Here is a 12743-nt window from a genome sequence, read left to right as displayed (position 1 = left end):
CGAATCCTCGGGTTTTTATTTATGCTAGGGAATCTAGACCAATACACCTGTTGGTGCGCCCAGCACTTGAGCAATGACTGGCGGATACACTTCAGGCGTACCGTACAGTCTCCAAGTACCGTCCTCACCTTGACCGAACAAGCCATGGATCATCCAATCTGCTGCCAGCGTAGCACCCAATTCAGCGCCAACAGACAGCTTGATTGTCTCGCCATTCGCACGTTTTGCCGTACAACCAGATGAAGTGATCTCTTGCACGATTATGGATTCTTCCGTGATATCTTTGATCGCCATCGGGTTGCTGTAAAGATTTTGAGTCGCTTCTTTTTCCAGCACGCCACGCAAGCGATAGGATTCCGGCAATGTTTCCTTCAACTCGGCGAACAATGGCTGCATGACAGGATAAAGCGCGTATGGTCCTTGCTTATCCAGCCACTTGAAGAACGCCGTCAAAACAGACATCAGATTTGTTGCCAACGTTTTGGTCGTTGCGTCCGTGCGCGTGAAAATGTCGTGGACGAGGAAGTATACCAGGTCCTCTCTGCGCAACTGCTCCCATGTGAAAGATGGGCCAAACGCTCCTCTAACGAATGAACGTAAGTTGTTCATAACCTCATCGTACTTTTTGACGGTTGCTTCTGACTTGCCCTCGGTCATCTCATGCACGAAGCGATTGATGTCCGCAAGTCTGTCAGGATGTACAGTGTACACACTCTCCGGCAACCCCTCGATCAGCGGACGGCGCAGCAGGTTATGCACATGCAGGCTGTCATTTGACAACGAGAGGCGAGGACGAAGCATGTCCATTCGGATAAAGCGAGCCAAACCTTGTCCGATTTTACGATCCTGTTCCATTTGCTTCATCAGCTTGTGGAGTTTTTCATGCAGCTCCTTGTTTTCTGTAGCCGCAACCAAGAGTGGAGCCAAATCATCGAGCTGTTCATGGGAGGTAACCAGCCATTTTTCAGCAAAATAAGTTTGGACTGCCCACTGCAACACTTTGGGTGGCAAAGTAGGCTGACTCGTGATAAACAGAGTTCCTTTGGACAAACGAGAGCCCGTTGAAGTAAGAACGCGAATCTCCTCTTCGTTCTCAAATGCAAGCAGCAGCAAAAGCTCTGCGACTTCGTCCAACTGCGGTGCATACCCTTCCAGAATCAGGCTGTCATCCTGCAAAATCACTTCTGCCTGTACTTCGTATAGCTCCAGCAAGGCATCCTTTAAATTCGGGAACAAATGCTCTTCCTTGCGTGTCGCAAATACCCATGTCTCACGAGCACCATCCCGTTTTTTCAGCTCAAATGCAGGGTTCGACTCGATTACTTTCAGCAGTTGTTTACGATCTGGCATAGCATAGGTACGACGCAGAAGGGATTCTTGCTTCGGTGCTTCCGACTCGCTTGCCGCTTCACCAAATTGAACAATGAAGTGATACAGCTCTGTCGTATAGCTTCTCTTGCTCGTATCTGCCTTCGCAGCTTCTACTTCTGGATGCTGGTGTAACCACTCGAGCAGGCTTTCCTTGACATGTGGCTGCAAGATAATGCTGCCAGAGAAGAGCATATCACGCAGACCTAGATTCAGCAGACGCCCTACGATCAATTGTCCAGGGACAACATTCAACGTATTGGCACGAAGCAGATAGTGTTTTTCTTCCGAAATCGGTTGTTGAACCGTGATGACATCACGATCCACTTCCACGATTTCATAAACATTCAGGTGCAATCCAGCAAACGCACGGCGAAGATCAGGCTCCATCCGACGTCCATGCTGTTTGATATAGTTCTCAAGCAGCGTGCTTCCACCTGTTTTGACGTCCAATACACACCAGTTGAAGAAATGGGCTGCCCATTCAGGACGTGCGACGCTCTCTTGGGTCAAACCTACTTCTTCTGCAAAACGACTCCGCGCTTCTTGAATCGTCTCGCTGGTTACATTTGCGCCGACAAAATGGTTCAGTCTTTCGACCCAGCCAGCGTATTCTTTTTGCAGCTTTTGCTCGTGGCGGCTACGCAGCTCCGTAATGGGAGTGACAACCCCACAGCATTTTTTGTATTTTTTTCCGCTCCCACAAGGGCACAGTTCGTTTCTTCCTACCGACATAGAGGGTTTGGATCTCCTTTCCATCCCACGCGGCATGCGCGGGGAATCATGCACAATCCCCCTATTTTACCGCATTATTCGTCATGTGTTCAAGTGTTCTCGCTTTGGTTCATGTGCGATACCCACATCCGTGTTGTTGCTTTCCCATTGGACAATAAATTGTTCCAGTCGATTCATCAACCTGACGATGCGCTGCTTCTCGCCCATGCATGCTGAAATAGCAGAGAGTTGGTTCGTGGCAAAAAGCTCCACCACTTCCTTCTCCATTTCTTGAAGGCGAATCCGATAGCCCGCGATAACCTCGCGCAGGATGGCAAACCTCTGCTCTAACCGGATCGTAGCCTCAAGTTTACTCATTGTTGTTCACTGGTAGCTAGCACCTGTTGAATGCCAAGTACGATCTGCTCATGCTTATGTTTCTCTTTCATCAGCACTTCTATAGCTTGCATATTGCTTTGTTGAAAATGAGCAACAACTTCTTGGGACATTTCTTGGTTTCTTGTCTCCAAGCGGTCGATAGCTTCTTGCATCAGTTTTTGTACTTCCTCGAGAACTTGCTGGTTGGTAATGGTAGACATAGTAGCTTCCTCCTTGGTAAATAATTGTTCTTGTTGTTTTTCCACCTGGTGTAAGGGATTCGCTGGTTCTTCCAATGCAATTTCTTCTGAGACGGACTCGCTGTTTCCTATCGATACAGAAGGGGCAGCAACAGCAACCTCAAGGGCCGCCTGCTCTTCCTTGGAATCTTCGCTACGAGCAATGATGTACATGGTATCACCGTCAATGCGGAAGCGGTCATCTTGCGCAGGGAGAAAAGCAGCATCTGCAGCAATCCCTACTTCCTGCTCCAGAAAATGGACTAATGTGCGAGCAGCTACCTGCGTAATGCCATTGTCGCGGCAAAACGCATACACTTGGTCATTGCCCAAAGTCCACTCTGCCAAAAACCATCTGCTGTCGCCTTGATATTGCACAAAGCGAGGATCGCGTTCCAATTGCAGCATACGAAGAATCTGATTCCAGCCAAACTGCGTTTGACGACGCAGCTCTGCGACAATTTGCTCAAGCTTTTTTGGTGTTTGGCTATCTCGCAAATAGCGATGAGCCAAGTCGTACACTTGATGCGGCTGGTGAGTGACCTCTACGATCGCCTCTGAGCTTCCAACTCGCACTGGAGACTGCTCCATGTTCAACACTTTATCCAGTATTGTCTCGCAGTCCAGATCCAAAAAAGCATTCAGCTCATTCGCTTCCATCCGGGAGCAGATCTCCGTACGTGGAAGGGAGCGCTCACCGGGCCGGAATACCTTTTTTACAATACTTGGTAGGGTATAAGTTGGCCGTTTCATTGCACTTTCTCCTTCTCGTGATCGGCATTGTTTGCCAAATCAAATGGGAATCAAGAAGATATTCTACAAAAAGAAAAAAAATCCTACCTGCATTGAAGTGTTTATGAATTCCGATAATGATGAAAAGGAAAACCCGACATGGCTTCTACACCATATCGGGTATTGGTTATTGGGTAGCTTTCCATTCCAGCCAGGTTTCTTCTACTGCACTCGTTGCAGCATCGATCTGCAAAGACTTGGCATCAGCTGTCGGTAAATAGGCCAACTGCGGCAGTTTCGCTGCATGTGTACCTACCTTCGGATACCAGTATGCCAAGCGCAGATTTGCTTCTTTGACATACGCATCCTTTGCTTTCTCATCCTTGACAATACCGTCTTTACTGATGGTAGCAGGCATGGACGGCAGATCATTTACTTGAGCAAGGACTACATTGCCCTTCTTTGCGTCCACTTCCACATAAAACAGTGGTCTCTTGGTTGGGATACCGTCAATCTCAGGATGAAAAGCAAAGCTACTGATCGGCCGCACCAGATTTTGATCCGCCCAACCCGGCAGATTTTCCACAAGACTCGTCTCCTTTACGGAGAAAGATTCTTCTTTGGACAGTAAGTATTTCTCCACAAATTGTACTGCGATGTCTTTTGCCTCGTCATGCGTGAGCGGCTTCTCACGCTCCTTTTCTACGGGACCGTCCAGCTTGAATTCAATGGGTGATTTTGTTTTACGGTCGAGGGTAATCCACGCGCTTTGATACGAACTCGCATTCCATTCATGGCGATCGATGTCACTGTTTTTATACTTTTTGTCTTCTTTTACATTTTTGTATGTGCGTTGATTCAGCTTCAGACCAAAATCCTTCTCGAGCATCTGCTCCATTTTTTTCGTATCTCGCCAGACACTCATGTCGGCTGTTCCTTTGATTTTCATCGTCTCACTCGTTGTTTTATACACAGACGGAACTTCTTCACCAGACAGAGCATCTATCGTTGGCAATTGGTCAGGCACGTAAACGAGCTTACCCGCTGACTCATCGTAGACCAATTCCAAGGATACCTTGTCTTGCCACTCCTTCATTGCCTTTTCAAGCGGTACTGCCTTGCTTGGGTCCACTACCTCTGCTGTAGTAGGTAGCTTTACCTTTTCTTGATGAAAACGGACAACCTGACCCTTTGCGTCAACCATGACCCGTGCCATCTCTTTGTCCACCCATGTATTGTTCAACTGTGGGTAGATGCTAACAACTGCCAGATGATCCAGCTCTGATGCACGATCGATAGAAAACATCGCTTGCGTGGAAATAACATGATCAACCGTTATGTAATTTCGAATAAAATCGACAGCCTTTTGATAGGCTTCCTTATTATTGATTTTGGTTGTTTTGTCCCGGTTCACATCATGCAGGACAAAGCTGGTCATATCTCCCTCTGCATTTGTAGAGATATTGAGCGTCGTATTCGTGGTAATCACACTCTTTCGATCTGAGAGATTAATGACATACCCCGAGTTGCTAGTCCCTCCATATGAGTCCACATGAAGGTCCTTCATAAGAGGCAAATAGTCCTCTTTCAATTCTGTTAACAAATGGACGATGTCTTCTGGCAACTCAATGGGTTCCAGACTCGATTTGCCATCATACGCATAGGAAGACAACGGATGCAGAAGTGCCACTGGTGTCGTGACCATGCTGACTGCCAACACAAACATGGCAGCTCTGTTTCGCTTTTTCACATGAATACCTCCTATTTACAAGCATTACTGTTAAGACGAGCTTCCTGCAAAAACGTTTCTGATTTATCTAAAAAAGCCAACTGCTTCGTTTTGCTTAGCAGTTGGCTTTTTATTGCATGAATTAATACCCGCGCCAGACTTTTCGTCTAAGCACGCCAGCGTACGCCCATTCCTCTTCTTCCGTCATATCCGCTAGTGTTTGGCTCAAAGCGTTCATTTTGCTGTCGATCTGGTCCAGGTAATGGAACATGACAGCTGTAGGCGTTTTTCCAGATACAGCACTGCCCCAGCCGTTCTCTACCTCTCCATGATGACTCAAAATGCAATGCTTCAAGTGCAGAACCTCCGCGTCCCCTAAAGAAATGTCTAGCTTGCGGCAAATGCCGCTTACCATCTCGACTCCCATGACCAGATGACCAATCAACTGACCTGGCGTGGTGTAATCCGGGGCGATGGGATCAGATAGCTCGTACAGTTTTCCAATATCGTGCAAGATACAAGTTGCAATCAGTACATCCCTGTCTACTTGTGGATACAGTGGCAAGAGGCTCTGTGCCGCCGTCAACAGAGAGACAATATGCTCGAGCAAACCATGATAATAGTTGTGGTGCATGCGAACGCCAGCCGGATAATGGCGAAGGCGATCCTGAATCTCCTCTGTTGACAGTGCTTCTTGAATAATGGCCTTGAGCGTGGCACTCTGCAGGCTGTCGACTGCATGGGTAAGCTTTGTCCACAGTTCATCTACCGGAACTGGTGAGATCGGAATGAGCGACTCCATCTGAACTTCGTCGGATGCGGCAGCCGGTCTGATCCGTTGAATCACCAGTTGCTTTTTCCCACGATACACCTGGACGGCAGCATCGACCTTCACGACAGCCTTGACGTTGATCCATTCCTTCATTTCTGCATTGACATCCCATAGCTTTGCCGTGATCGTTCCGGAGCGATCTCCCAGCTCCAGATTCAAGTATTCACTCTGGTTACTCGCTACGCCAGCTTCCTTGCTTTTAATCAGGCAAAAAGCGACTACACGCTCTCCCTCTTGATAATCCAATAAATATTTCATCTAAATGTCCCATCCTAGCTTATTTTTTTCGGAACAGGGTTTCTTCGAGCTTTTTCACTATTTTCTTGCCGACTAAATCATCCGCTGATCGAACCACCTTCGTAATGACAGCCAAAAGGTCTTCTTCGCCATTCCAATGCTCACGTACAATCGATTCATCGATATCCACCAAAATCTTGCGCAAAGCATAAACAGCCAAAATAACGTCGTCCACAAGACCGAATCCGCCGACTAATACCTCCGGAATAAAATCAATCGGGGTAATGAAGTAGGCAACCGCTACACCCGCTAACGCTTTTGATTGAACACCTACGCGCTTGTCCAGCATAAGGCGGGCCAAGAGTACAAACAAATCTGGTGCAAGCAATATAAAATTGGCTACAGAATCATTGACTCCCTTGTCTCTAATGAACGTTTCGATTTTTTCACGCAATTTATCATAAAATCGCTGATGTTTTTCTGGTAATACTACAGGAACCAGTTCGGTTGGCTTCTGAACCACAGGCAGTAGATTTTCGTTGCGGTTTTCTTCACTCATTCTGATCCCTCCGTAATTGCTTTTTTACATTCTTCTTGTGTCTGAAATACGACCAGGTTGCGATCAATGCGAGCAAAGCGATAAAGAAAATCGCGAGGTTACGAGCAATCAAATCAAACAGCTCATCCCAGCGTTCTCCTAATTGCCAGCCAAGCGTCACGAAAAGCAAGCTCCAAAACAGCCCACCCAAATAGGTATAGAGCATGAAAGTCGGAAAAGGCAATCGCGTGATCCCCGCAAAATAAGCTGTAAACTGACGAACACCAGGGATGAAATAGCCTAGCGGAAGCGCCCATTTACCGACGCGATTAAACCACTCTTCCGTTTTTTTGTAAACCGTATAGCCCATCCCTAATCGTTTCCCATATCGTTCGAGAAAAGCGTAGCCTAACGTTCTGCCGATCCAGTATGCCACCGTCATCGCTGTAACGGAACCGAGAAAGCAGACGAAAAAAGTAGGCCAAAATTCCAATTTTCCCGTTGAAACAAGAAATCCAGAAAAAACGAGCAGCGTTTCTTCAGGCAAGGGCATCCCCAAAATTCCTAGAAAGAACAATCCAAACAAGGCGCCATACCCATATTGCGCAATATAGTCACCGAAGGTTCCCATTACATCTTCCACGAATGTCACCACTTTTCCAGCAAGCTGCCCTCTTCCATTATGCCAAAAGAAAGGCGCATTCTCAAATCAGAGCTCATATGGCAACTATTAATTTTTGCCAACTTGGAGATACTCTACAACATCAACCGAAAAACGAATCCAGCCTCACCATTCGCCTTACCCTTAGGGAATATTACAGACAAATGACTTGGGACAAACGAGGGATAGCACGGATGTTGAAAAAAACATATCGAAAGCTAAAATTCGAATACTACAAGGTGCTGAGAATGAAAGGGGCTCCAGCTTTTGTCGCCCGCGGATTTTCGCTCGGAATCTTCATCGAGTTCATTACCCTGCCTACTTTTGGCCTCGCGTTTCTCTTGCTTTTCCCGCTAAGCAAGCTGTTTCGCGCCAGTTTGCCCGCTGGTTTGGTTGCGTTTGTCATCGGAAAGCTCATCTTACCGCTTTTCATCCTTTTCAATTACAATATTGGATACGTGTTGATCGGCAAACCGTTACAAGGGCATTTGATCCACCACGAGTCTGGGATGCAATGGCTTGTCTGGGTGAAAGAAAAAGGACTTGTCTATTTTACCGGGAGTGCCATCATGGGGCTGATAGTCGCTTTCGTGAGCTACTTTCTCGTTTTAACTGGCCTTCAATTGTATCGTCGCAAGAAATTACGGCGCTCATTCCCTAAAGAAAGCCCTACCCCTTAATCGTTCGAACGAAAAAGACCGGTCCGACAATTGAATGTCAGTCCGGTCTTTTTTGCTCGCAATGTTATGCAAAGTAGCCTTTATCCTGCAGGTGCTCCATGATTTCGGCAACAGTTTTCTCTTCGTTCAAGAGCTCCACGGTTACTTTCACTTGCTCTGGGGACAAACCGTTCGCTCCGAGGCTTTCCTCGATCAACACGTCGTTAGGGCGACGGAAGTACGTTTGCAACGTACGCTTCACACGTCCTTCCAGACTTGTTCTCAGCATCAATTCAGTCGTAGACATCTGTTCCACCTCTTTCCTAGAAAGATTTGCGTAACCCCTATTATCTTATAAAACCGTGGAATAATCAACCTTTCTGCGAAATAGCTTCCTTGCATAGTTGATCCCGGTTTTCGTCATGGGATGAACGGAGATGTTCATCGATCGATACCCCATCATACGTCAGTTGGGAAAACTGCTCTTTAAGTACGTCTTCCTCTACGTTATTGGCGATACCCTCGAAAACAACTGCACGTGTATCCAACAAGTACTGGCGATCCCGTTCAATCCGATGCAGGATTTCCTCGCGTCCTTTTGCAGGTACTCCGTGTCCAGGAATGACTTCTTCCACATCTCCTTGAAGGACCAACCGCTCGATTTTTTCCAGACTCTCCAAATAGGCACTGCTATCATCGATAAACGGGAATTCCAAATTGGATAGCATATCACCGACAACAAGCAGCTTCTGCTCCCGGAACAAGGTCGCCATCTGATCGGGTGTATGTCCTGGTACAGGTAGGAAAAAGACTTCCTGCCACTCTTGTGCATCCTCCACTAATTTCGTGAATTTCGGCATTCCTACTTCATACGATCTGACCACATAATACGACCCGTCAAACCTCTTTGCCTTGTTCAGCTTCTTCTCGATCCGCCCATCGGTGAGGATTCCCTTTTGTGCAATGACTGTGGCATCCGGAAATTTGCCAACTCCGACAACATGATCCCAATCTCCGTGAGTCAGGACAAGAACGAGCTCTCTTCCATTCCTCTCCCTTTGCACATAGTCAGCAATCGCCTCTATCTCATGGGGAAAATAGGCCGGATCAAACAAGTAGAGACGTTGCTCGGTTGATACGACTGCACTGGTCGTTTGCCACAGACAACTTGTAAACAGCTTGTAGGGTTGTGCCATATCTATATGCCTGGCATGATGTTGCGCTTATGCTCAGAGATTCGATGCAGGTAATCGATGCGTTCTTTGGCTTCTGGTCGAGTTTCCCCAGTAATCAGCAATCGATCCAGATCCTCATAGGTGAAGCCCATCTCCTGTTCATCTGTCTGCCCTTCCCACAAATCAGCTGAAGGCGGCTTCGTAATGATCTCAGCAGGCACCCCGAGCTCAGCAGCGAGAATTCGCATCTCATGCTTGGTCAGGCTTGCTACTGGATTAAAGTCGGCAAGACCGTCTCCGCCTTTTGTCATATAGCCAACATGAATCTCGCTGCGGTTGCACGTATCCGCTACCAAGTATCCTTTTTGGTTAGCGACGGCGTACAACACTGTCATCCGCAAACGAGCCTTTGTATTTCCCTTTGTTTTGTCATCAAGCCCAAGTACACCCTCGATAGCAGGAACCAAAGCGTCGTAGGCTGGCCCTACATCAACCGTGTGCAAATTCAATCCAATCGCTTCAGCAAGTCGCTTGGAATCTGTTTCATGAAGGGTTTGCGAGTAAGCAGGCAACCAAACGCCAATGACGCGTTCAGAGCCTAAAGCACGAACACACAGCGCTGCCGTAACGGCACTGTCAATCCCACCAGAAATACCGACGACTGCACCGCCGAGGCCATTTCCGTCAATTTGCTCACGAATAAAGGCAATACGTTTTTCCACGTCTTCTTTTACATGAATCTGGTAGTTCGCCAGATGTTCTTGAAACTTGTCCACGCTACCTACCCCCAGGGTTGATTATTTCTCCCTCATCCTACCATGCCGTTTTCGGTGTGGCAATTGGCGCAGAACGGGACTACACTATATACTATAGAGAGTTTTTGACTAACGAGGAGAAGGAGAGAGTCGATGATTATCCTCAAGACACCTGAAGAAATTGAACTCATGCATGCAGCAGGCAAGATTTTGGCTGCTTGTCATCGTGAGATTGCCAAGATGATTCGTCCAGGCATTTCTACCTGGGAGATTGATCAATTCGCAGAAGAATTTTTAGCTAAAAATGGCGCGACCCCTGAGCAAAAAGGGTTTCATGGGTATCCCTATGCCACATGCGGTTCAGTAAATGATGTCATCTGCCATGGCTTCCCGAAAAAAGAGCCTCTGCGTGATGGCGATATCGTTACAATCGACATGGTTGTTCGCAAAAACGGTTGGCTGGCTGACTCCGCTTGGTCTTATGAAGTGGGAACAGTGTCCCCAGAAGCGAAAAGACTGCTGGAAGTCACTGAAAAATCGCTGTATCTCGGTATTGAGCAAGCTGTCGTAGGCAATCGGATCGGTGACATTTCCCACGCCATTCAAACGTATGCGCAAGCACAAGGCTATTCTGTCGTGCGCGATTTTACCGGACATGGTATCGGTCAGGAAATGCATGAGGAGCCGTTCGTTCCTCACTTTGGCCCTCCTGGCAGAGGACAACGCCTCAAAGAAGGCATGGTCATTACCATTGAGCCCATGCTGAACATCGGGACGTACCACGCGATGGTCGATGAAGATGGTTGGACAGCACGTACTCGCGATGGGAAGCTGTCGGCTCAATATGAGCATACCCTCGCTATTACCGCGAATGGACCAGTTATCTTAACAAAACAATAAGGATGTACGAAGAGCCCTTGCATTGTCAGGGCTTTTTCTTTTTCTCCCAATGTGCTCGATCACACATCCAAGCGTTGACATCCCTTCTTCTGCTCCGTATGATGCAAGTACGTTTTGTTACTACTCAGTAACAAACTTATCCGACCAGCAACCGTTAAGCACAAGGAGGGTTCCATCCCATGTCCGATACAATCTCATCTAAGCAGCTTCGAGATATCCCATTGTCCGTTCTTGATTTAGCACCTATTACGGAGGGTAGCAACGCTGCTGAATCGTACAAAAACAGTCTCAATCTGGCACAACAAGTTGAAAAATGGGGATTTACACGTTATTGGCTCGCCGAACACCACGCAATGCCCAGCGTAGCCAGCTCTGCCACCTCCGTTCTCATCGGTTACATTGCCGGAGGCACCAGCAAAATCCGTGTAGGCTCAGGCGGCATTATGCTGCCCAACCATGCTCCACTCGTGATCGCCGAGCAATTCGGGACACTGGAGTCTCTCTATCCAGGCCGGATCGACTTAGGTCTTGGACGCGCCCCCGGGGCGGATCAACGAACAGCACGTGCGCTACGCCGCGATTTGCGGATTGGTGGAGACGATTTCCCGGAGCTATTGGAGGAGCTGCGTGAATATCTTCGTCCGCGAACAAGCGAGTCGGCATCAGCCATCCATGCTATCCCTGGCGAAGGTCTGAACATCCCGATCTGGCTGCTCGGTTCCAGCGATTTCTCAGCGCGACTGGCGGGTATGCTCGGCTTGCCGTTTGCTTTTGCTGGGCATTTTTCGCCGAACTTCACCTTGCCTGCATTGCAGACGTATCGCCATTGTTTCCGACCATCGGAAGTGCTGGATCAGCCATATGCCATGGTTGGCGTCAATGTGATGGCTGCCGATACCGATGAGCTCGCGAATCGACTGGCCACCTCCCATTACCAGGCATTCTTAAATCTCGTCCGCGGCGATCTCAAGCCAATCCAACCACCTGTGGACAATATGGATGAGCTATGGAGCGAATTTGAAAAACTGTCTGTCCAAGCACAGCTGCGTTCTTCCATCATCGGCAGCCCTGTTACCGTGAAAAGCAAACTGCAAGAGTTGGTCGATGCTACAGGAGCAGATGAGCTCATGATTACGACGCAAATGTACCACCATGCCGATCGTGTGCGCTCTTTTGAAATTGTCGCCGACGTCTGGAAGTCCTAAATGGGGGATGGTATATGACGGAAGCAAAACGGCCTCGCGTGCCTCGAGAAAAAGCACAAGAGATCATATTGAACGCTGCTGAAGAATTGTTTTATCAAGAAGGGATCCATACCGTTAGTGTAGACGCCATCGTCGAGCGTGCCGGAATGAATAAAATGAGCGTCTATCGGCAGTTTTCCTCGAAAACGGACCTGATTCTCGCCTATATGACCCGAAAGCAAGACGTATTTTGGCAAGAGTGGGAGGAGAGCATCGCCAAACATCCCAATCGACCACGAGAGCAGCTCATTCAGTTTTTTGCTGATTTGGCTGAGCGAGCGTCCAACGAGCAATTTCGCGGCTGTTGTTTTATCAATGTAGCTGTCGAGTTTCCTGATCCGGTTCATCCTGTTCGCGAGTTGGTTTGCTCGCATCAGAAACGAATCCGCGATGCTTTTTTGGACCGCACGACTGCCCTGGGCGCTGCGCATCCATGCGAGCTGGCCTATACGCTTATCTTGTTGATGGAAGGTACTTACGCGGATAGCCAGACATACGGAACCGATAGTGCAGCGATCCGTATGGTTCCTGCCATCGTAGAAAAAGTTTTGGACCAAGCGCTTCACAATTAAAAAAGTGGCC

14 protein-coding genes are annotated in these 12743 nt (G+C 48.0%); 4 read left to right on the top strand and 10 right to left on the bottom strand.

Annotated features, from left to right (window positions below; translation table 11 throughout):
• Positions 1-33: 33 nt before the first annotated feature.
• The 7 genes from ACM6JA_RS12590 to ACM6JA_RS12560 all read right to left on the bottom strand — a co-directional run bounded on the left by ACM6JA_RS12590 (position 34) and on the right by ACM6JA_RS12560 (position 7410).
• Positions 34-2103 (bottom strand): YecA family protein, encoded by a 2070-nt coding sequence (locus tag ACM6JA_RS12590; protein WP_414852555.1) that lies wholly within the window; start codon positions 2101-2103, stop codon positions 34-36.
• An 81-nt stretch (positions 2104-2184) separates the two neighbouring features.
• Entirely contained in the window at positions 2185-2460 is a 276-nt protein-coding gene (locus ACM6JA_RS12585; RefSeq protein ID WP_007717030.1) for a hypothetical protein, read from the bottom strand.
• The gene (locus tag ACM6JA_RS12580; protein ID WP_414852554.1) at positions 2457-3452 is read right to left on the bottom strand and encodes a hypothetical protein; all 996 of its coding nucleotides are present in this window, start codon (positions 3450-3452) and stop codon (positions 2457-2459) included. Before ACM6JA_RS12580 ends, ACM6JA_RS12585 begins: the two co-directional genes overlap by 4 nt.
• 166 nt (positions 3453-3618) lie before the next feature.
• Positions 3619-5181: a YcdB/YcdC domain-containing protein gene (locus tag ACM6JA_RS12575; RefSeq protein WP_414852553.1), complete on the bottom strand. Its 1563-nt coding sequence runs from the start codon at positions 5179-5181 to the stop codon at positions 3619-3621.
• A 121-nt stretch (positions 5182-5302) separates the two neighbouring features.
• Positions 5303-6250 (bottom strand): 3'-5' exoribonuclease YhaM family protein, encoded by a 948-nt coding sequence (locus tag ACM6JA_RS12570; protein ID WP_414852552.1) that lies wholly within the window; start codon positions 6248-6250, stop codon positions 5303-5305.
• 19 nt (positions 6251-6269) lie between these two features.
• On the bottom strand, positions 6270-6788 hold the full coding sequence (locus ACM6JA_RS12565) for a YkvA family protein (protein WP_007717045.1): 519 nt from the start codon (positions 6786-6788) through the stop codon (positions 6270-6272).
• Positions 6781-7410, bottom strand: a complete 630-nt coding sequence (locus tag ACM6JA_RS12560) for a DedA family protein (RefSeq protein ID WP_414852551.1) — start codon at positions 7408-7410, stop codon at positions 6781-6783. Before ACM6JA_RS12560 ends, ACM6JA_RS12565 begins: the two co-directional genes overlap by 8 nt.
• A gap of 212 nt (positions 7411-7622) precedes the next feature.
• Here ACM6JA_RS12560 and ACM6JA_RS12555 point away from each other — a divergent pair, with 212 nt between their 5' ends.
• Entirely contained in the window at positions 7623-8108 is a 486-nt protein-coding gene (locus tag ACM6JA_RS12555) for a DUF2062 domain-containing protein (RefSeq protein WP_414852550.1), read from the top strand.
• A gap of 64 nt (positions 8109-8172) precedes the next feature.
• Here the strand turns inward: ACM6JA_RS12555 and ACM6JA_RS12550 are convergent, their stop codons facing one another.
• The 3 genes from ACM6JA_RS12550 to nadE all read right to left on the bottom strand — a co-directional run bounded on the left by ACM6JA_RS12550 (position 8173) and on the right by nadE (position 10038).
• Positions 8173-8394 (bottom strand): hypothetical protein, encoded by a 222-nt coding sequence (locus ACM6JA_RS12550; RefSeq protein WP_173617041.1) that lies wholly within the window; start codon positions 8392-8394, stop codon positions 8173-8175.
• Between the two features lie 64 nt (positions 8395-8458).
• Entirely contained in the window at positions 8459-9283 is an 825-nt protein-coding gene (locus ACM6JA_RS12545) for an MBL fold metallo-hydrolase (RefSeq protein WP_414852549.1), read from the bottom strand.
• A 2-nt stretch (positions 9284-9285) separates the two neighbouring features.
• A complete protein-coding gene (gene nadE, locus ACM6JA_RS12540; protein ID WP_414852548.1) occupies positions 9286-10038 on the bottom strand; it encodes an NAD(+) synthase in 753 nt (250 codons plus the stop codon).
• 132 nt (positions 10039-10170) lie between these two features.
• Between nadE and map the strand changes: the two genes are divergently transcribed.
• The 3 genes from map (at position 10171) to ACM6JA_RS12525 (ending at position 12733) form a co-directional block, all read left to right on the top strand.
• Entirely contained in the window at positions 10171-10917 is a 747-nt protein-coding gene (map, locus tag ACM6JA_RS12535) for a type I methionyl aminopeptidase (protein ID WP_414852547.1), read from the top strand.
• A 179-nt stretch (positions 10918-11096) separates the two neighbouring features.
• Positions 11097-12122, top strand: coding sequence for an LLM class flavin-dependent oxidoreductase (locus tag ACM6JA_RS12530; RefSeq protein WP_414852546.1), 1026 nt, complete (start codon positions 11097-11099; stop codon positions 12120-12122).
• A 14-nt stretch (positions 12123-12136) separates the two neighbouring features.
• Positions 12137-12733 (top strand): TetR/AcrR family transcriptional regulator, encoded by a 597-nt coding sequence (locus tag ACM6JA_RS12525; protein ID WP_414852545.1) that lies wholly within the window; start codon positions 12137-12139, stop codon positions 12731-12733.
• Positions 12734-12743: the final 10 nt, after the last annotated feature.

It is taken from the genome of Brevibacillus sp. IT-7CA2, assembly GCF_949767855.1.
Taxonomy (GTDB): Bacteria; Bacillota; Bacilli; order Brevibacillales; family Brevibacillaceae; genus Brevibacillus.
Note: the sequence above shows the minus strand (reverse complement) of the source record. Positions and strands in the feature narration are given on the sequence as shown.

Coding starts and splice junctions, on each gene's coding strand:
- ACM6JA_RS12590 (WP_414852555.1), bottom strand. CDS start 2,103: ATGTCGGTAGGAAGAAACGAACTGTGCCCTTGTGGGAGCGGAAAAAAA.
- ACM6JA_RS12585 (WP_007717030.1), bottom strand. CDS start 2,460: ATGAGTAAACTTGAGGCTACGATCCGGTTAGAGCAGAGGTTTGCCATC.
- ACM6JA_RS12580 (WP_414852554.1), bottom strand. CDS start 3,452: ATGAAACGGCCAACTTATACCCTACCAAGTATTGTAAAAAAGGTATTC.
- ACM6JA_RS12570 (WP_414852552.1), bottom strand. CDS start 6,250: ATGAAATATTTATTGGATTATCAAGAGGGAGAGCGTGTAGTCGCTTTT.
- ACM6JA_RS12565 (WP_007717045.1), bottom strand. CDS start 6,788: ATGAGTGAAGAAAACCGCAACGAAAATCTACTGCCTGTGGTTCAGAAG.
- ACM6JA_RS12555 (WP_414852550.1), top strand. CDS start 7,623: ATGTTGAAAAAAACATATCGAAAGCTAAAATTCGAATACTACAAGGTG.
- ACM6JA_RS12550 (WP_173617041.1), bottom strand. CDS start 8,394: ATGTCTACGACTGAATTGATGCTGAGAACAAGTCTGGAAGGACGTGTG.
- ACM6JA_RS12545 (WP_414852549.1), bottom strand. CDS start 9,283: ATGGCACAACCCTACAAGCTGTTTACAAGTTGTCTGTGGCAAACGACC.
- map (WP_414852547.1), top strand. CDS start 10,171: ATGATTATCCTCAAGACACCTGAAGAAATTGAACTCATGCATGCAGCA.
- ACM6JA_RS12530 (WP_414852546.1), top strand. CDS start 11,097: ATGTCCGATACAATCTCATCTAAGCAGCTTCGAGATATCCCATTGTCC.
- ACM6JA_RS12525 (WP_414852545.1), top strand. CDS start 12,137: ATGACGGAAGCAAAACGGCCTCGCGTGCCTCGAGAAAAAGCACAAGAG.